Annotated in this window: 17 protein-coding genes, 1 tRNA gene and 1 pseudogene; 6 read left to right on the top strand and 13 right to left on the bottom strand. The window is 64.4% G+C overall.

Features of this window, described 5'->3' with window-relative positions:
- Window positions 1-4: 4 nt before the first annotated feature.
- Together AB0L58_RS36905 and AB0L58_RS36900 are read right to left on the bottom strand one after the other, a co-directional pair.
- Entirely contained in the window at window positions 5-1,366 is a 1,362-nt protein-coding gene (locus AB0L58_RS36905) for a M20/M25/M40 family metallo-hydrolase (protein ID WP_364394733.1), read from the bottom strand.
- Between the two features lie 144 nt (window positions 1,367-1,510).
- Window positions 1,511-1,867, bottom strand: coding sequence for a helix-turn-helix domain-containing protein (locus AB0L58_RS36900; protein WP_364394884.1), 357 nt, complete (start codon window positions 1,865-1,867; stop codon window positions 1,511-1,513).
- Between the two features lie 158 nt (window positions 1,868-2,025).
- Here AB0L58_RS36900 and AB0L58_RS36895 point away from each other — a divergent pair.
- Window positions 2,026-2,113: transfer RNA gene (locus AB0L58_RS36895), tRNA-Leu, on the top strand.
- On the opposite strand, the gene AB0L58_RS36890 is transcribed toward AB0L58_RS36895, so the two are convergent.
- Together AB0L58_RS36890 and AB0L58_RS36885 are read right to left on the bottom strand one after the other, a co-directional pair.
- A complete protein-coding gene (locus AB0L58_RS36890; protein WP_364394896.1) occupies window positions 2,092-2,592 on the bottom strand; it encodes a hypothetical protein in 501 nt (166 codons plus the stop codon). The two genes, AB0L58_RS36895 and AB0L58_RS36890, sit on opposite strands and share 22 nt — an antisense overlap.
- Window positions 2,593-2,723: 131 nt before the next feature.
- Window positions 2,724-4,091: a recombinase family protein gene (locus AB0L58_RS36885; RefSeq protein WP_364394882.1), complete on the bottom strand. Its 1,368-nt coding sequence runs from the start codon at window positions 4,089-4,091 to the stop codon at window positions 2,724-2,726.
- A gap of 700 nt (window positions 4,092-4,791) precedes the next feature.
- On the opposite strand from AB0L58_RS36885, the gene AB0L58_RS36880 reads away from it, so the two are divergent.
- From AB0L58_RS36880 to AB0L58_RS36865, 4 genes are all read left to right on the top strand, one after another.
- Window positions 4,792-6,720 carry a polyprenyl synthetase family protein gene (locus AB0L58_RS36880; RefSeq protein WP_364394731.1) on the top strand — a complete coding sequence of 643 codons (1,929 nt, stop codon included), beginning with the start codon at window positions 4,792-4,794 and terminating at the stop codon, window positions 6,718-6,720.
- A gap of 87 nt (window positions 6,721-6,807) precedes the next feature.
- Window positions 6,808-7,959, top strand: a complete 1,152-nt coding sequence (locus AB0L58_RS36875; protein WP_364394729.1) for an FAD-dependent monooxygenase — start codon at window positions 6,808-6,810, stop codon at window positions 7,957-7,959.
- Between the two features lie 6 nt (window positions 7,960-7,965).
- The gene (locus AB0L58_RS36870) at window positions 7,966-8,283 is read left to right on the top strand and encodes a hypothetical protein (RefSeq protein ID WP_364394727.1); all 318 of its coding nucleotides are present in this window, start codon (window positions 7,966-7,968) and stop codon (window positions 8,281-8,283) included.
- Window positions 8,284-8,540: 257 nt separating this feature from the next.
- Window positions 8,541-9,611 (top strand): DUF4236 domain-containing protein, encoded by a 1,071-nt coding sequence (locus AB0L58_RS36865; RefSeq protein ID WP_364394725.1) that lies wholly within the window; start codon window positions 8,541-8,543, stop codon window positions 9,609-9,611.
- A 249-nt stretch (window positions 9,612-9,860) separates the two neighbouring features.
- Here the strand turns inward: AB0L58_RS36865 and AB0L58_RS36860 are convergent, their stop codons facing one another.
- The 4 genes from AB0L58_RS36860 to AB0L58_RS36845 all read right to left on the bottom strand — a co-directional run bounded on the left by AB0L58_RS36860 (window position 9,861) and on the right by AB0L58_RS36845 (window position 13,245).
- Entirely contained in the window at window positions 9,861-11,102 is a 1,242-nt protein-coding gene (locus AB0L58_RS36860) for a hypothetical protein (protein ID WP_364394723.1), read from the bottom strand.
- Complete coding sequence (locus tag AB0L58_RS36855; RefSeq protein ID WP_364394721.1) at window positions 11,099-11,446, bottom strand: helix-turn-helix transcriptional regulator; 348 nt, start codon at window positions 11,444-11,446, stop codon at window positions 11,099-11,101. Before AB0L58_RS36855 ends, AB0L58_RS36860 begins: the two co-directional genes overlap by 4 nt.
- The gene (locus AB0L58_RS36850) at window positions 11,446-12,489 is read right to left on the bottom strand and encodes a tyrosine-type recombinase/integrase (RefSeq protein ID WP_364394880.1); all 1,044 of its coding nucleotides are present in this window, start codon (window positions 12,487-12,489) and stop codon (window positions 11,446-11,448) included. The genes AB0L58_RS36855 and AB0L58_RS36850 overlap by 1 nt, the downstream gene beginning before the upstream one ends.
- A 201-nt stretch (window positions 12,490-12,690) precedes the next feature.
- Entirely contained in the window at window positions 12,691-13,245 is a 555-nt protein-coding gene (locus tag AB0L58_RS36845) for a transposase (RefSeq protein ID WP_364394878.1), read from the bottom strand.
- Window positions 13,246-13,871: 626 nt separating this feature from the next.
- On the opposite strand from AB0L58_RS36845, the pseudogene AB0L58_RS36840 reads away from it, so the two are divergent.
- A pseudogene (locus AB0L58_RS36840) lies at window positions 13,872-14,219 on the top strand (transposase family protein); the annotation flags it as partial.
- Between the two features lie 145 nt (window positions 14,220-14,364).
- Here the strand turns inward: AB0L58_RS36840 and AB0L58_RS36835 are convergent.
- From AB0L58_RS36835 to AB0L58_RS36815, 5 genes are all read right to left on the bottom strand, one after another.
- Window positions 14,365-15,615 carry a cytochrome P450 gene (locus AB0L58_RS36835; RefSeq protein WP_364394719.1) on the bottom strand — a complete coding sequence of 417 codons (1,251 nt, stop codon included), beginning with the start codon at window positions 15,613-15,615 and terminating at the stop codon, window positions 14,365-14,367.
- A gap of 254 nt (window positions 15,616-15,869) precedes the next feature.
- Window positions 15,870-15,995: a hypothetical protein gene (locus tag AB0L58_RS36830; RefSeq protein ID WP_364394717.1), complete on the bottom strand. Its 126-nt coding sequence runs from the start codon at window positions 15,993-15,995 to the stop codon at window positions 15,870-15,872.
- 13 nt (window positions 15,996-16,008) lie between these two features.
- Window positions 16,009-16,254: a hypothetical protein gene (locus AB0L58_RS36825; protein ID WP_364394715.1), complete on the bottom strand. Its 246-nt coding sequence runs from the start codon at window positions 16,252-16,254 to the stop codon at window positions 16,009-16,011.
- Window positions 16,251-18,074 (bottom strand): recombinase family protein, encoded by a 1,824-nt coding sequence (locus AB0L58_RS36820; RefSeq protein WP_364394713.1) that lies wholly within the window; start codon window positions 18,072-18,074, stop codon window positions 16,251-16,253. Before AB0L58_RS36820 ends, AB0L58_RS36825 begins: the two co-directional genes overlap by 4 nt.
- Window positions 18,049-18,189, bottom strand: coding sequence for a hypothetical protein (locus AB0L58_RS36815; RefSeq protein WP_364394876.1), 141 nt, complete (start codon window positions 18,187-18,189; stop codon window positions 18,049-18,051). The genes AB0L58_RS36820 and AB0L58_RS36815 overlap by 26 nt, the downstream gene beginning before the upstream one ends.
- Window positions 18,190-18,208: the final 19 nt, after the last annotated feature.

Genomic DNA, 18,208 nt, shown 5'->3' with positions numbered 1-18,208 from the left:
ATCGTCAGCTGTTCAACAGGAAGTGTTCCAGCACTCGGGTGCCGAATTCGAGTGCCTGTACCGGAACGCGCTCGTCGACACCGTGGAACAGCGCCGTGAAGTCCAATTCCGGTGGCAGCTGCAGTGGTGCGAAACCGAAGCAGCGAATACCCAAGCGGGCGAAGGCCTTTGCGTCGGTACCGCCGGAGAGCATATAAGGCACGGTGCGCCCCTGGGGGTCGTGGGCGACAATGGCGTCGTTCATCGCGTCGACCAGATGTCCGTCGAAGGTGGTTTCGTAGGAATCGAGTTTGGTGATCCACTCGCGCTCGACATCCGGGCCGATCAGCTCATCGACCTCACGCTCGAACGCGGCCTGCCGTCCCGGCACCACGCGACAATCGACCACCGCCTCGGCGGTCTGCGGGATCACATTCGCCTTGTAACCCGCCTGCAGCATGGTCGGATTCGCGGTATCGCGCAGTGTCGCGCCGATGATGCGGGAGATGGTGCCCAACTTCGCGAGCTGACCCTCGATATCCGGACTCGACGGATCGAACTCCAGGCCGGTCTCCTCGGCGACCGCGGCCAGGAATTCGGCGACCGAATCCGAAAGCACCAGCGGGAAGGTGTGTTTACCCAGGCGCGCCACGGCCGCGGCCAGAATCGTGACGGCATTGTCCTCGTGCAGGAACGAGCCGTGACCGGCGCGGGCCTTGGCGCGCAACCGCATCCAGCCGAGCCCCTTCTCGGCCGTCTCCACCAGATACAGCCGTCGGTCGGTGCCGTCTGGGCGCGGCACGGTCAGCGAGAAGCCACCGACCTCTCCTACCGCCTCGGTGATTCCCTCGAACAGGTCGGGCCGATTCTGCACCAGCCAGTGTGAACCCCACTTGCCGCCGTTCTCCTCATCGGCGAGGAACGCGAAGACGATATCGCGCGGCGGCACCGTCCCCTCGATCTTGAACTGGCGCGCGACGGCCAGCATCATGCCGACCATATCCTTCATATCGATCGCGCCGCGCCCCCACACGTAGCCGTCACGCACCGCCCCGGAGAACGGATGCACACTCCAGTCCGCGGCCTCGGCGGGCACCACATCCAGATGCCCGTGGATCAGCAGCGCACCGCGGCTCGAATCGGCGCCCTTCAGCCGCGCGAACACATTCCCGCGCCCCGGTGCCCCCGACTCCACGTACTCGGTCGTGTACCCCGCCTGTTGCAGCTGATCGGCCACCCATTGGGCACATTCGCGCTCGCCCTTGGTGGTGGCCAGATCCCCGGTGTTGGAAGTGTCGAACCGGATCAGCGTACTGACCAATTCGACCACCTCGGATACGGCGAGAGATGTGGTGTTCGGACCGGATGCTTCGCCAGTTGCAGACACGTACCCTTTCCTACCACCTGACCCCGCCCGCCCGGCGCAATGGCTGTCACGCCCGGCACCCGTCGCCGTCGCGAGGTGCGCAATCGTGCGTGGGTCCAGGTCGATTCACGCTGATCGCAACCACGGACGTCCCGTGCCGAGCCTTCACGCGGGCGGGTGGACTCGCCTGGCACCGATCCGGTCGATACGATCGCGGCCCCATGTGCCCAGCGGCTCCAGCGCCGCATTGAGGGCCCTGCCCGATTCGGTCAGCCGGTACTCGACCTTCGGCGGCACCTCGCGGTAGATCTCGCGATCCACGATGCCGTCCTCCTCCAGCTCCCGCAGTTGCTGGATCAGCATCTTCTCCGATACGCCCGGGAGGCCGCGGCGCAGTTCGCCGAAGCGGCGCACGCCGTGATTCGCCAACTCCCACAGGATGAGCGCCTTCCATTTGCCGCCCACCACATCCATTGCCGCATCGATGCCGCAGAAGTACGGTCCGGACCGCTTGCCGACCATTGCCACCCTGTTTCCGCAGACATGTTGGTAAGTACTGGCTCGAATAGTAGGTACTCGCCCACAGCTCGGGAAAGGCGACCGGACGATACCGAGAATCACCAGCTAAACCCGCGATTTGGTCAACGCGGCGACATCCGATAACCTTGCTGAGCACACCGGTCCGGGTGGCGGAATGGCAGACGCGCTAGCTTGAGGTGCTAGTGCCCTTTATCGGGCGTGGGGGTTCAAGTCCCCCTCCGGACACCAGTGCTAACCCCACGGAGGGTGGCACCAACGATTGCGAGTTGTTGTTGGTGCTGGTAGCGGACTTCTAGGTCCAGTGCCCGATACAGTCGGACCTTGTCGGCGGGGTCGCCTGCGGTCAGCACGGCGCGGATGTCGCCGAGCGCGTCGATCAACTTGCGGATTTCGGTGTCGGTGAGCCGCTGGATTTGGGGCAGGCTCTTCAACTCGGCTTCGGCTGCGGCTTTGTCTGCTTGTGCTGTGTTCATGGCCGCGACGAGGGCTTGTGGATCGACTCCGGCCTCGATCGCGGCAAGGTGGCGCGCGAGTCTGGCTTCGGCGTCAGCGACGCGTTGCCGAAGTATCCGTCGATGGGTGTCGATGTCATCGGAATCTTGCGCGGACACGAGGGACGCGATGGTGTTTTCGCGGTGTCGGCGGTCGAACAGGCCCGCCAGCCAGCCGTCGATCGGCCCGACAACGACATCCTCGCGCAGGTTCACCGTTCGAGGATGGTCGCGTAAGACATCGCTGCCGGCAGCGATGGTTTTGGCGCGGCATCGGTAGTACACGGCGTCACGAACCAACTCCGCCTGCATCTTTCGGCCACACCCCTCGCAGCGCACAAGTCCGCTCAACAGGTACGGGCGCAGACCGCTGGCTGGTCTGTCGCGTTCGAGTTTCGCGCGAGTGCGGTTGCTGACGCCGGCGCGCTTTCGCCGCAGCAGTTGAGCCTGGGTGAAGGTTTCGACCGAGATGATGGCCGGATGCGCGGGTTTCTTCGACCGAACGATGCGGTGGGTGGGCGAGCGCCGGAACCGGATGATGTTACCGGCGGCAGCGTCGTCGGGATCGAGGAGTTCTCGTGTTTGGTCCAGCGACCGAACACGGCATAGCCGGTATAGCGGGGATTTTGCAGAATCGCGGCGATCGTGGGGGCCTGCCAACCGTCTTGGGCGCGATGCCGATTCTGCTCGGGTCGGTGCGCTGATGGACATGGCACGCCGTCTCGGTTGAGCGCTATGGCGATGGCTCTATCGCCGCGGCCAGCGATGTAGTCACGAAAGATCCGCTGCACCACCGGCGCAGTGCTGACATCAAGTGAGAGGATCCGCAGTTTCAACCCATCGGAGGCTCGGTTGGGGTTCGGGTGCGCCGGACCGTCGACCACCACATACCCATAGGGCGCTCGACCGCCTTGGTGTCGGCCTTCGTTGAGGACTTGAGCATCCATGCTGGCGCGGGTGCGCTGCTGGACATGCTGGCGTTCGGACTCACTGAGCCCGCCGAGCATGCTCATCATCATCGAATGCGTGACATTGCGTGAGTCGAAACGCCCCCCAAGCTCTGGTACCCACACCTGCACCCCATGGGCTTGCAGACGCGGCGCGACCAAACTGAACTGGTTACCGAACCAGCACCGCGTTCCCTCGCCGACAACGATCGCGGTCCACCCTCGCGCAGGATTCTTCAGATCCGCCAACAGCCGCGCGGCTTCCCGGCGGCGATGCCAAGGCACCGACCTCGATTGGCCGATATCGAAGTAGTCAGCGACGATCGACGCCTCGGACACGAACTTCTCCGCGTTGCCCCGCTGCCACCGGAATTGGATGGTATCCGCTGGTCGGTGACGACCCTCTGGCCTCCAGACCGGCTCGAAGAGATCGAACTGGACTCCGTTCCGGTCGGCGATGGCGTCTACGAAGTAAGGAAAGGCACCCGCCATCCCACCTCGGTGTAGCAACGGCAACTCCATGTCGGTCGCCCGAAATCCGGCTGAAGATGGCCCGTGCACTGTATACGGATTGTATTGTCCGGCAACATGTCTGAGGTAGCGGTACCCGGTCCGGCCGGTTGGATGCGATACGCAGTGTTTGTCGATGTTCCGAGCACCGTGCGACGAAGGCGGTGACGCGTCCTTGAGCTTCGAGGTGCCACGGCGACCAGACTTCACCCTCCCTTCCAATGGCGGCTTAGTGATGTTCGACGGCATCACCACCATCGCCAAACTAGGCAAGCAACGCCAGCACCACGACCGACAGATGCATTGCACCAAGCCCGTGTTCCACCGAGCATGAACAGCAAACACCCAGACACCCCGAGAACAGACGAGCTCTCCGATACCGAATCCCTCTGGCCGGTAGTAAGCCGTCGGGATCCAACTCGAACGCCGGAGTGCCGCCGTCGCAGCGGCGAATGTAGCGGTCGACCTGAACCAGGAACTTTGCCATCCGCCACCATGTTTCATTCGCCAACCGCCTCGTCCAAGCTGCGTGATCGTCGGGGCCGGTATCGCGGCAACCCGCACGTGAGTGCGGTAACCGCGTCGCCGGCCTGGGAACCCTGACCAGATCCCCGCCGACCCCCTACAGGTGTTGCCGCGCAGTCCCTTTCAGCGGTAGACCCGTACACCGACACGGTCGTGCACGACCGCGGATCCCCGGCGGGGATGCCGGCGTTGATCGGAGAGGTACTCGCCCCCAACGGCATTCACCAACCGTCACTTCCGATTACAGTGACGAAGTCGATATTGGCCGATACCAACACCTTCCGCGCGCGGGCGGTGTGTCAATTTCCACTGATCAACTCAGGTCTGACCGATGCAGCCAGTCAGGAGCGCGCACGTGCCGTATGAGATCGATTCCGCTGTCTTCCCGCATCTGGATGCGGACCTGGACCGCGTCCGTGCGGTCGTCGGACCTGTGCGGTTCGAAGGCAGGCCGGAACTGGCGGGGCTCACCGGCGAAGGGCCGGACACCACGGGCCGTCTTGTCCGTCCCACGTTGACCTTGCTGTCGTACTACCTGCTCACCGATCCCGCGGCCCCGGCCGATGACCGGGCAGTGCGTGCGGCTGCCGCCGTGGAGTTGATGCACCTGGGCTCGCTCCACCACGACGACGTCATCGATCACGCCTACCAGCGTCGCGGTCGTCCCAGCGCCAATGCGGTGTGGGGTTCGCACCTGGCCGTGGTGGGTGGGGATTCCGTGACATTCTCGGGGGTGCGCATGCTGGCCGAACTCGGCGGGCGTGAAGTTCTCGCGGGGGCGATCGCGGGTGAGCAGATGTGTGTGGGCATGGTGATCGAGGCCGCCGATGGCTATGTGGCCTCCCGCAGTGAGCAGGCCTACCTGGACTCGATCGCCGGCAAGACCGCGGCGGTGCTCTCGGTGGCGTGCCGGGTGGGCGCGATGCAGGCCGGGCGCGAGGAGCGGGAAGAAGAGGCCCTGGCCCTGTTCGGCCGACACTTCGGGATGGCCTATCAACTGTGGGATGACATCCTCGACCTGACCGCTACGGCCGAGGAAATCGGCAAGCCCGTCAATTCGGACCTGCCCGAGGGCATCTACACACTTCCGGTGATCCGCGCGGCTGCCCGCGACGGAGGTCTCGCCCGCTTGCTGCGCAGAGCGATGACGAGCGAGGAAGCCGAGCGTGCCCGTGAACTCGTCATCGCCTCGGGCGCCGTTAAGGAAGCCCAGGCGCTGGCTGATGAGTTCATGGACCAGGCTGAAGGTCAGCTTGCCGCTCTGCCCGTCGACCCGCGCGCTCGTGCCGCGATGGCTGCCTACACGAGGTCGATACTCGATCGGCGAACTTCCCGCCCCTCGGTCCCCCGGCAGCCGGCCGAGCCACCCCAGGCCCGCGGTGAGGTGCTCTCGCCGCAGGCCGTGACATGGCTGAAGAGCTGGCTGGTGGATACCGGCCTCGCTCTCTCCGCGGCCGAGGCCGACTACCACCGGTGGTCCGGAATGTTCCGGTTCCAGGCAAAGGTCTCGGCCCCGGCGAGCGTGGCCCGCGAACAGGCCGCCATCGGCTTGGCGGTGCTGGCCTTCGTGTGGGATGACCTGTTCGAGGATCCGCAGTTGAGAGACCCCGAAGCCGTCACCGCGCTGCGGCGTGGCCTGATGGCGACACTGCGCCAGGACCCGCAGGCCCCGTGGCGGCCCGGCGCGATCCCGACGGCCTGGGCGAGTTTGTGGCCGCGCCTGCGCGAGGGGCGGACCACCCGCTGGCAGGAGCGTTTCCTCAGCAATCTCGAGGAGTGGGTCGTAGCCGCCGAGCGCGAAGCGCACCATCGCATCAGCGGCTACATCCCCTCCGTCGCCGACTACCAGTCACTGCGGATGTCGACCGGCGGGATCGACGTCGGCATCGCCGGCATAGAGGTGCACCAGGACCGGGAACTGCCGTCGAAGCTGCGGAACCACCCCGTGATCCGCCGTCTCAAGGAGCTGATCTTCTGGGTGAGTTTCGCGGAGAACGACCTGGTGGGACTCGATCAGGACGAGGCCGACCACGTCCCCTACAACCTGGTCAGGGCGATCCGTCACGAGACCGGGTGCACCCGTGGCGAAGCCATCGAGCAGGTGCAGCGCCAAGTCGCCGAGCAACGCGCCCAGATCAACGCGGTGATCCGCTACCTCCCCGCGCTCTTGCGCATGATTCCCGGCCTGTCCGGCCAGGCAAAGGAATACGTCTCGATCTACGAGAGCATCACGAACGTGGCGCTCCGGGGGAATCGGAGCGATCGGCACACGCAGACCGGCACTTCCGTGGCGCCCGACTTGGAACGTTTGCGCCGTGAAATCTACCTTCCGGCAACCGAATCGATTCCTACCGTGCCGTAATCCACTGCAGCCAAACGGCTTTCGAGAGATCGTCGAATATCGTGGATGCTGGCATCCACGGACATGCCATCGTCGTAGGTGGGGAAATTGGCCGAAAATAACAGGTGCGCAGGGATAGTCGGCGGCGGAATCGGCGGGCTCACCGCGGCGATCGCGTTGCGGGCGGCTGGCTGGGAGGTGACGGTTTACGAGCAAGCCGCCGAGTTCACCGAGGTCGACGCCGGGGTCATGCTGACCGCGAACGTGCTGGCCGGCCTCGATCTGATCGGGGTGGGCGAACCCATCCGGGCCGAGGCCATGGCGGACCACATCGGCGGGCTCCGTAACCGGCGCGGCCGCGAACTGGTGCTCGGCCGGGTGCGGGACGTCCTCGGCGGCGACGATCTCGTGGTGGTCCATCGCGCCGATCTCATCGCTGTCCTGGTCGGCGCGCTCCCGTCCGAGTGCCTGCGTCCCGGCTCCAGGGTTATCCGCGTCGACGCGTCCGGAGACATCGAAACTGCCGAGGGCACTGTTCAATTCGACCTCGTGGTCGCGGCCGACGGAATCCACAGTCTCACCCGCCGCCACGTCTGGCCCGAGTTGCGCGGGGTTCGGCATACGGGGATCACCGGTTGGCGATGGATCGTCGATGCTCCGCCGCCGGACTGGGTGGGCCTGGTGTTCGGGCATCGGGCCGAGTTCGGCATCCTGCCGATGACGGGCAACCGGATCTACGCCTTCGCGGGCACCCACACCGGTATCGACGGCCTCGACCATTTCAAGAACTGGCCCCACCCCGTCCCGGACATGGTGGCGGCAGCGGACCCGCAGCGGGTTCTCGAGAACGAGCTACTCGACATCCGCGTCCCCAAGTCGCTGGCACGTGGCCGGGTGGCGCTCATCGGCGACGCCGCGCACGGGATGCATCCCACGCTCGGGCAGGGTGCCGGGATGACGATCGAGGACGCCGTCACCCTCGCCGCCTACGCACCCGATCTCGCCGCCTATTCCCGGGCCCGGCGGCGCCGGGTCGCCCTCATCAGCTGGCTGTCGGGGCACGCGACCCTGGTCAGCGAACCAAAGTCCAGGTTCGTGGACGCCGTCAGGGACGCCATAGCCTGCCTGGTGCCGAACCGGCTGGCCATCCCGGCCGGCAAACTGGGCACGAAGCTGCTGATCACCGGCTGGCGGCCACCACCGATTCCGACCGAACCTCCATGGCCGGTGAACGCACACGATCAAGGATCTCAGCGATAACAGGTCGTGCTGCCGCGCGGATGGTCTGTCGCCTACGCGTACCTCGACACCGGAAGCGATCGGGTGCGGGCCGCGTTCGGCCCCGCTCGTACGATTCTGGCGATCTCGATACCGATTTGGTTGGTCATCGGGATTCTGTTGCTGGTCGGCGGGATTCAACTGTCCGAACAGCGTCAACGTCGACGGACATCCGGTCTGCAACTGATTGCGGCACCGTTCGAGACTGTTCGACGTCTTACCGATCTTGAACAGGTCGTCGTTGCTGAGCCGGAACGCATAGATGTGTGCCAGGAGAGGATGATCCCTCCCTGGAACCCGCGCTGAACACAGCAGGCGGCCATCCCACACCGCCACGAACGATCGCAAGTGTGACACACAGTACCGACACGAAATCAGCTGTCACACAATGGAAAACAGACCGCACGCTATATTCCTCGGCCACTGCCGATAAATGCTGTTGCACCGCGCCCGTGTTCCACCGACCATGAACGGCAAACACCCTCGAGGGCGCGCGTTTGTGCCCCGAGCCCTTTCGACGGCGAGATAGAATCTGATCGCACGGGTCTGGTGGGGATTTGGGGGTGACGGTGGGCTTGTATTTCCGGAAGTCGGTGAATGCCGGTCCGTTTCGGGTCAACTTCTCGAAGTCCGGCGTCGGCGGCAGTGTCGGGGTTCGCGGGTTGCGGGTCGGTTCTGGGCCGCGCGGCACGTATGTTCATGTCGGTGCGCACGGCGTCTACTACCGCCGGGTGCTGGACTCCCCATCTCGCGCCCGCGCCGTCGCGAATCGGCCTGCGGCCAGCTTGAGGTTCGACGCCGCGGATATGGCCGATATGACCGGGGTCGAAGCCTCGCAGCTGCTGCCGACCGGACCGGGCGAACTGATCGAGCAGCTACGTGCCGCAAGCCGGTATCAGGTGCTATTGCCGTGGACGGCAATAGCATTGATGACGACGATCGGTGTCGCCGCAACGTCGAAAGTGCTGTGGATGCCGATCACTGCCGTAGTTCTGGGCCTGCCCGCGTTGGTGTGGTTGTGGTGGTGGGAACGCGGGAAACAGACTGCGACGGCTGTGTACGAGATGAGTGGGCCGGTCGCGGACTGGTTCACCGAGTTCTGCGAGGGTTATCGCGCGATGGTCGGCATAACCGGGGCTTGGAGGGTCGAGGCATCCGCGACGATCGTCGGCACCTACGGATACAAGGTCAGCGGCGGAGCCGATGCCGCGGTCAAACGCAAGCCTGTAGCGCGCAGCATGAAAGCACCCCGGGTGCTCACCACCAACATCGCCGTACCGACGATCTCTCACGACCGGCAAGCATTGCTGTTCCTGCCCGATCGAATCCTGGTGCGCTCCTTCGATGATTGGAGCGATGTCGACTACCAACACGTGCGCGTGACGTGTACTCGACAGCGAGTCATCGAGTACGAGCAGCCGCCCCGCGACGGCACCCAGGTCGATACGACATGGCAGTTCGTCAACGTACGCGGCGGACCCGACCGTCGATACCGCCACAACCCCCAGCTACCAATCATGGAATACGGACACCTTACGCTGACCACCTTCAACGGCCTGAGCTGGGTGATCGACTGTTCCCGCCCTGAGGTCGCAGAGAGATTCGCAACCGCGCTGTCGAACCGCCCCCAGTAGCACTGAGAGGGCGATGCCACACAACGGGATTCCGCAATCGAAACACTATTCGGTGCGCACCTCTCGCGCCAGCAATGGCTGAGGCATTTTTCACGGCGAGCGCATCGAATGCGGTGAGGATCTCCAATATCCAGCACCGATTCAGGATCGGTATCGCTGCGATCCCCATGGATGTGACCGGATCCCGATGACGGGACCTGGTCTCATTCATTGGGAACAGGCCAGATGGTCGCGCGCGACCCACGTGGCTTATCGGCCTCCGGAATACAGGGTGCTGGCAGGCTGGCCGTCGAGGCGCCCGCGCAGCCGACGCAAGTGGTGCCAGACGGCATATCCGCGCAGAACACGTTGATGCTCAACGGATTTGCGCTCGTTGATGGCTTGGTCGATCCAGCGTTCGAGGGCGGTCAGACGCTGGTCTCGGGGCGTCAGGGCCCCGGCTGCCACCAAGATTGATCGCAGGTGTTCGACAGTGCCGCTCGGCGGCATCGCTTCGAGGGCCTCGTGGGAGATGGTGTGGTGAGCGGCGACGGCTCGGAGGGTGTCGCGGACGCCGGTCTTGTTCAACCAGTCCAGTGCGTGGTCGGGGCGGTCGACCTGAACGAGAGTTTCGCGGAGTTGTTCCAGTTGCTGCGCAACGGCATCGCCATCAGCGGTGAGGATCTGACGGAGCTTGCGGTCCAAGCAGCAGCGTGCGCACTCGGTCATGGTGAGTTGCCAGGTGATCCCGCAGGTGCCGCAACGGTTCCAGAACGCCGGATCAGGGTTGACGCATCGGGCGCATAACGGTTTCTGCCGCGTGCCACCTTGCAGTGGGGCGCTGGTGCCGCAGCCCGAACACACGATCCATGGTTCGCGGCAGCGGACGCATATCGGCTGACCAGTCGCGCGCGAGACGCTGCCTCGCCCGGTGCGCCCGCAGATGCCGCAGACGATATCGGCGCGCGGGCGGCAGCGCGTGCAGACCGGCCCGGCATCGGTGAGCGCGGCGACGCGACGGTGGTCACCGCAGTTCACGCACTGCTGCCAGCTCCGCGGGTCGCGCCACCAGCAGGCTTGGCAGACGGCGGGGCCGTTGTCGTTGCGGCGGGCCGGAGGTTTGACCTGGCCGCAGCGGCCGCAGGGCATGGCCACCGCCTTCTTGGTGCAGCCGGCGCATAGCCGCAGGCCGTTGAACGGACGGCCGAGCTTGCGCTGCCTGCCGCAGCGAGGGCAGGCTGGCTCGATCACCGTGGTAGCGCCAGCTTGGACCAGAGCGTGGATGAATCGCAGGACACCCGGCGATGCTGCCGAAGCTCCTTGGCCGGTGAGCAGTTCGGGTCGCTCTGCCAATTCCTGCGCGATCCGGAGCTGGCCCGCGGGATGTGCCGCGGCCTCGCGCAGAGCCGCGACCATCGTGTCCGGAACCAGCGTGGGCTCCATCCCGGCGAGCAGCATCAGCAGCGGGCTGACCTGCTCGGCGAGTCGTGACCGGTCGATCCTCTTGGTCACCGAGTGATCCTGGCGCGCTTCGGGCGCAGATCCCCCAAACCGTCTGCCGCGGCACCGCCCGCTGCCGCGGCACCGCCCGCCGCCTTCTTCGGCCGACTCGCCGCGCTTTGTGTAGTGACAGGCTCGATCAGGTCGTCCATCGAACAATCGAGAATATCCGTCAACGCCATGAGGATCTTCAGACTCAGTCGCTCGGGACGCTCGGTGACCAGCCGATAGACCTGGCTGGACGACAAGGTGATCTCTCGCTCGGCCAGCGGACCGATCAAGTCCGTGGTCTGGAACATGCCGCGGTCGGCCATGATCCGACGCAGGTGCCAGCGGTAGTCCAGCTTCCGGGACATCAGGTGTCCTTCCCGTTCGGTGCGGCCGGCTCCAAGGCCGGTGCGAGCGCCTTGCGCAGCGCGGTGTTCATGAAGTCGTCGGACACGTGCGTGTAGATCGCTGTCGAACTGTCGCACTCGTGCCCAACCTGGACCTGGATGAATCTCCGGTCCACACCATCCTCTGTGTTGTGCGTGACCCAAGAATGTCGAAGACTATGGGGCACAAGGGTTTTCGGTAGTCCCAGAGCATTGCGGTAGGAAACGAACCGTGCGTTGATCTCCGGGGGTCGGACGCGGCCGCCGCGCTCGGTCACCCATAACGCCGGATGCTCGGGGCAGCCGAACTTCGGCCGGACATTCTCCACGTAGTCGGCCACCGCCTCCACTGCCCAGCCGAAGATCGACAGCACGTTCCGGCGGCGAGGCGGCTGACCGCGTTTGGCCTTGCCGTAACGGACATGCAGCGTCCCGTACCGACCGAACTGCGACGCCTCCGGATTACGTCCCCAGTCCACGACATCCAGCCGCGAGGTCTCGGTCCTACGCAGCCCCCAGCCATACATCACTTTGAACAAGGTCGCGTCTCGATACGCCGCCAACGCACCCTTGCGCTTCGCGCGCACAGCGCGGTCGACCTGGTCATCGGCATAATCCAGGAACCGCTGCAACTCCTCACGGGTGAACGGCCGCGCCTCCGGGTCACCCTCGTAGGACTGCAGATGAGCGATCGAATTCCACTCATGCACGATCATCACCGGATGCTCGCCGGGCCCGAACTCGGCCTCACACGCCAACACCCAGCCATACCGGCCATCACAGAGATACTCGTTGAACAGGCGCAAAATCCCCTGATAGGCACGGATAGTGGACGGAGCCAGATGCCGTTCACCGGTCAACGACAGCGACCACTCATCCACATGCGATGGCATCCACCGCCACGGGTACTCGTTGGTGAATTCCACGAACCGGCGCACCAGCCGCTCCCGCTCGGCGATCGTCTCCAGCCGCAATCCGCGAGCTGTCTGCTGCGCGCGCCAGCCCCGCATCATCGCCTCGACCATCGCGTCCTCCGGGCGCAACTGCACCACGCCCGACACCAGCTCCAGGTGCGCCGCACCTGCCAGATCGACCTGCCGCAACCCACCTCCAAGACTCGCCCGGATAGCGGGATGATCATGCATCAAACGGGAGACACGCAACAATCGGCAGGTCAAAGGCGCATATGCCGATGACGGCGCGTTAGCATCAAACCTTGGAATCCATCAGGAAATTGGGACGTCCTCGCCCGTCTGATGCAATTCCTGAGGGTTGGCATAGGCGCTGGCCCGATCTCGAGTAATCACCTCGACTTCCGGATGCGCGGCCAGCCAGGCGGCCAGCGGGTCGGCGTCGCGGCCGTCGAGGACATCGATCGGCCGGTGGGTAGCCATGTCCAGCAGGATCGTTGCGTACCTGCGGCCGCGTTTCACGGCGAAATCGTCGACGCCCAAGACCTTTACGGCACCGACCGGCGGATCTGGCAACCCACGGACCAGCCGCAACAAGGTGTCCCGGCTGGCCGGGAGCCCCAACCGACTCGCCAGCCGCGCACCAGCCCGCCCCGCCAGGGCCAATCCGATCGTGGTCAGCATCGAGGTCAACTGGTTCGTCCGCCGCGACCACCTCACCGTGAGTCCATCGACCTGCTCGGCGAAAGTCCTGGCCGCACAACTGGTGTTCAAACAGAAGAACCGTCGCATGACCAATCGCAGGATCATCATGCGGCCAGCGATCGAGGCATCGGCCAACCGGCGCCGATACCGGGAATGCACACGCACCGAAACCGTTTCACATCCCGGACAGCGGGCCGCCGAGGTGGCAACGGCCGCCTCCACGACCACAGCATCGCCCTCCGAACAGACATCGCCGATCACCAAATTACCCAAGTGTGGCAACAACTTTCGAACCAGATCAAAGCACGCCCGCCACCATCACCCATGCAGAACCAGATCCGACGCCAACACGCCGAACAGCGCAATCACACTGTTTGCGCCAGAACCCATCACCCTGGCAGGCGACAACAGAACCGATGAAGACAAACGCAGTCCAAAAGTCCTGGGTCAGTGAGGACGATACGGAGATGTGGCGGTACCTCAACGAGCTTGCTCAGGTTGAGCACGGCGGCTTCGTCGACGCGCCAGGTCTGCTCTGTCACGATTTCGAAAGGGTCGGTGTCCAGCAGAATCAGCCGTCGCCGTTGTCCCGGTCGATGAAAAATCTGTCCAGTCCCCTCACTGAGCCTTTCCAAGTGAGGATCTGCGCGGTCCGGCCGATTCTGCGCCGGGCTTGAGCCGGGGCGAGGTGAGAACGCTGTGACACGCCGAATAGTGTTGGGGTACAACGAAAGAGCGCGGAGTCGCTGTATGCAGTCTTGCGACCAAGCTAAGACTGGACCTCCGACGTACGGCCTGGTCGCGAACACGACACCTCCGCACTGCGCAAGCACATCGAGATCACACCCGCGCTGACCGCCTGGACCACTGACGCCGAGCGGCCGGTGCTCGGCTACGGGGCTCAAGCCCGGCTCATCACCGTCGCGGCCAAGAAACCCGCTGGCGCGGAACTCACCGACGAGCAGAAGACCGCCAACAAGGCCCACAACGCTAAACGCGTCATCGGTGAACGCGGAAACGCCCAGCTCAAGACCACCTACAAGGCATTGCGCCGAATCAGGCTGTGCCCCTGGCGCATCGGCGACATCATCGCAGCAGCACTTGTGCTGCTGCACGTTACCGGCAACCGCACCACCTGACCGTAAACCGACCGCAGGGAACCGATTCCGTACTCAGAAAGACTCAGTCGGTGTGGCAATCAAGGTCGAACCCGGCAACAGCATTGAACCGCCCAGCGAGTACATCAAAGTCGCCAGGGCGGTTCAAAAGGCACTGCTCGCAGTGCTATTGCCGTTCGGTCAGCGTCGCGATGACCGGAAACTTGGTGTTGAGGGTTAGTGCGGAAGTCGGGGTGAGGTCCGGGTTCTCGATGGCCAACTCGAACCGTCGCATAATGGTCGAGAGTGCGAGCTGCATCTCCATCATCGCGAACGCGTTGCCGATGCACAGGTGCCCGCCCGCGCCGAAGGGCAGGTACACGTTCCGGTCACGGGCAGCTACCGCGTCGGCGGTGAAGCGGTCCGGGTCGAAGGTGTCCGGCTGGTCCCAACACTCCGGGTTCCGGTGTGCGTGATAGTAACTGAACATCACCGAAGTGCCTGCCGGGATGCGGTAGCCTCCGATCTCATCGTCCTCATCGGCGCGGCGTTGTCCCATCCACGCCGGCGGTTTGAGCCGCAACACCTCCTCCATCACCTGTTTGCTGTACGACAGCGCGGGCAGGTCGGTCATGGTGGCGTGCCCGCCGGGCAATGCGGTGTCGACGGCATCGCGCAGCTGCTGACGCACCTCCGGATGCAATTGCAGCAGCAGAATGGCGGACGTCAGGGCCGAGGAGCTGGTCTCGTGACCGGCGAAGAGCATGGTGACGACCTCGTCGCGCAGCTCCCTGTCGGTGAGGTTCTCGTTGGTATCAGCGTCCGTGGCGGCCATGAGCATAGCCAGCAAGCCGCTGCTGTCAGTGTCGCGCAACTTGTTGATCACCGCGTAGACGATGGCATCCATATCGGCGATCGCCCGCCAGAATCGGCGGTGGCTCGGCGTCGGAAACTTCAAGGGGACCAACGGCATCCGCACGAACTTCCCCAATTCGGCATTTACCCGCTGCGTCGCGCCGGAAAAGCCGGTGACCTCCGGGCCATGGGGATCCAATCCGAACAGCGCCCGCACCACGATCCGCAAGGTGAGATGGCTCATCTGCTCGCCGACGTTGATCGTCCGGCCGGCTCGCGCATGTTCGGCCCATTCGTCACACATGGAGTCGATCTCGGCCACCATGATCTCGCTGAGCGCATTGATCTTCTTGTGGTGAAAGGCGGGCTGGACGAGGCGCCGGTTCCGTCGCCACCGGTTGTGGTCAGCGATGGTCGCCAGCCCGCGCCCCACGAACGGTTCGATGATGTCGTACATCTGGGTCTCGCGGGTGAAGTTCGCCATGCGTTCCTGCAAGATGTACTTGATGTGGTGCGGATGGGTGATCCCGACCATGTTCCCGTTGATCAGCTGGAACTGAAATACGTTGCCGTGCTGAGTCATAGAGTCGGAAAGGAACGTAATCGGGTCAGTGACGAAGCGCTTGGTATTGCGGACGCGGCCTGTTACCACCGGGGGCAGCCCGGTGACAGTGGCGGAATTGGACGACATAACAGCAAGTAAAACCGACAGCGTCGATACCTGTCGCAGTTTGGAAAATGTGACCGAAGGCGGACTCCCCCAGCACTTTACACCCGGCGGAGGTGCGTAACCCGCGCCGAACTACGTGGATCCGACTTTCAGGGCTCTGCGCAAAATCAGCCTGTGCCTGCGGTGAATGCGATGTCGGGCGGGGTGTCGTGGCTGGCCAGGAATTCCAGCTCGGCGCGGTAGCGTTCGCGCAGGGTGGCCCTGCGCACCTCACGCCAGGGGTTGTCGGTCATTTCTCGGTTACTCCTATTTCCTTGTGTGACTTCGGTTCTCGGCGGGCCACTGGAAATCCAGCACGTTCCGATAAGCGGTTGCGAAATCCCGGTCCTCGGCGTCGGCGGTCTGTTCACCGTTGAGGTAGATGCCGATGTACCAGGAATTGCGGTCTTCGCTCTCAGTGGCCAGGGATCCTTCCCAGCGGTTCGTCGCCATCGAATGGCCCGAGGCCAATCGAGCCGCGATGGCCATGCAGCCGCCGCCGATGCCGGTCACCTCGGCGTCGAGGCCATCAGCACGCAGGATGTCGATCTGAGGCTGATACAACGTGGCGAGTGTGGTGGCGAAGGGGGACTTGAACCCCTGACACCACTCAGGAGTTCGTGATGTCTCGTGATTCCCGCTAGGTCCCACTCCTGGGCAGAACGATCCCTCATCCCAAGTGCGCGAACGTTTCTTGGATTATCAGCGTTCCCCAGGAAACCGCCGGTCAGAACCGGTCCCACCCTTATGGTGCCCCGCCGGGCACAAACCTGCGGCAACCGGACCAGAACCGTCACGCCACCGCTATGTGCCGATGACCAGCAGTTTTCGGTGTCGCAGGAGGTTGGCGTACTGGTCGATACCCCCTCCGGACACTTACCATAACCCCAACTGTGCGGGTCGAGAGATGTCTCGACTCGCACGAGTCGTTGTGCGGGGTGGTAGGTCATCTGTAGGTTGAGGTGCCGGTAGACCTCGGCTTTGTCGAGCGGATCCGCTCCGGACAGCACGTGTCGGATATCTCCGAGTTCGTTGATGAGATCGCGGATCTCCTCGCTGGTCATTCGCCGTTGCCGTGTGATCGGCTGGGAACGGGCGAGGGCTTCGGCGCGGCGGGCTTGGACCTCGGCTATCCATTGCGCCACCAGATGCGGGTCGGCACCGGCTTCCAATGCTGCCCGGTGTCGCGCCAGGATCCGGTCACAGTCCTCGATCGCCTGTGCGACGGCCGCCGCCGACGGGTCGAGGTCATGGTCGGGTTGGGACCGGTAGAGGGCGTCGATGGTCTCGGCGACTCGGTGCGGGGCGAAGCATGTGCCCAGCCAATCGTCGAGCGGGCCGAGTAGATCCCGTTCGGCCAGATACACATTGCGGGGATGGACGACTTTGTTCGCCAGGGCGTACTCGTTGGGATACCGGCATCGGTAGAGCAGCATGTCCCGGCTTCGCTGGCCTTGCATCCGCCGCTGGCACAGCCCGCACCGCAGCCGACCGCGAAACATGTAGGTGTGATGGGTGCGGTGCCGTTCCCGCGTCCCGCGGCCTGCTCCCTTCGCGGCCAGGACCTGCTGGACGCGTTCGAAGGTGTCGGTGTCGATGATCGGGTCGTGCACCAGGTGATCGGAGAAGACCCACTGGTCACGGTCGTTCCATCGCATCCGGGTCTCATGTCCCAAAGCGATGTCCTCGACATCGATGAGGATTTCGTCTTTACGTTGTTTGTTCCACACCTGCCGCCCGGTGTAGCGAGGGTTGGACAGGATCGCCCGAATCGCGCCCTTGGACCAGGCCACCCCGGGGCGGTGCCGGTTTCGTGCGGGGTCGTAGGCCGACGGCGAGGGGACATCGTCGCGGGTCAGCGCCTCCGCGATCGCGAAAATCCCTCGGCCACCGAGGTATTCGGCAAAGATCCGTTGCACGATCGGTGCGGTGACAGGATCGGTTTCCAACCGATGCAACCGCTTCCCGTCGGCTGCCTTGGCCGGATTCGGATGCGGCCCCGCGTCGGCCAGCTGGTATCCGAACGGAGGCCGCCCGCCCAGGAAGCGGCCCTCGACACTGGCTTGGGCGGCCATCGCCGCACGAACCCGTATCTTGATCCGGTTGCGTTCGCCCTTGCTCATACCCCCGAACACCGACATCACCAAGTCGTGTGCCTCGGAGTCCGGATCGACGGCACCGCCGACCTCGGGTACCCATAACTGCAGTCCATAGTGGGTGAGGACCGGGAAAGTCAGGCCGTACTGGTTGCCGTAGAACGCTCGCTGCGGCTCGCCGATCACCACCGCGTCGAAACCACGATCCGGGTCACGCATCGCCTCCAGCAGCCGCATCGCTTGCGGTTCCTACCCGGCGAACAGACACCCACACAGCGGTGGCCAGGATCGCGGCGGGGTCGTCGTCGACGGAATCGCCGCGCCAGGCGACATGACCATCCGGGCGGACCAAGACCAGCGCGCGTTCGTAG

Origin of the sequence: Nocardia sp. NPDC052112, from assembly GCF_040680135.1 — a bacterium.
In the GTDB taxonomy this organism is placed as follows: domain Bacteria; phylum Actinomycetota; class Actinomycetes; order Mycobacteriales; family Mycobacteriaceae; genus Nocardia.
This window is presented reverse-complemented; position numbering and strand designations above follow the sequence as displayed.

Bases quoted from the DNA above. Each gene is read 5' to 3' on its own strand.
- AB0L58_RS36900 (WP_364394884.1), bottom strand. From the start codon at position 1,867: ATGGTCGGCAAGCGGTCCGGACCGTACTTCTGCGGCATCGATGCGGCA.
- AB0L58_RS36885 (WP_364394882.1), bottom strand. From the start codon at position 4,091: ATGGTGGTGATGCCGTCGAACATCACTAAGCCGCCATTGGAAGGGAGG.
- AB0L58_RS36855 (WP_364394721.1), bottom strand. From the start codon at position 11,446: ATGTCCCGGAAGCTGGACTACCGCTGGCACCTGCGTCGGATCATGGCC.
- AB0L58_RS36850 (WP_364394880.1), bottom strand. From the start codon at position 12,489: ATGGTCGAGGCGATGATGCGGGGCTGGCGCGCGCAGCAGACAGCTCGC.
- AB0L58_RS36835 (WP_364394719.1), bottom strand. From the start codon at position 15,615: ATGACTCAGCACGGCAACGTATTTCAGTTCCAGCTGATCAACGGGAAC.
- AB0L58_RS36830 (WP_364394717.1), bottom strand. From the start codon at position 15,995: ATGACCGACAACCCCTGGCGTGAGGTGCGCAGGGCCACCCTGCGCGAA.
- AB0L58_RS36820 (WP_364394713.1), bottom strand. From the start codon at position 18,074: ATGCGGCTGCTGGAGGCGATGCGTGACCCGGATCGTGGTTTCGACGCG.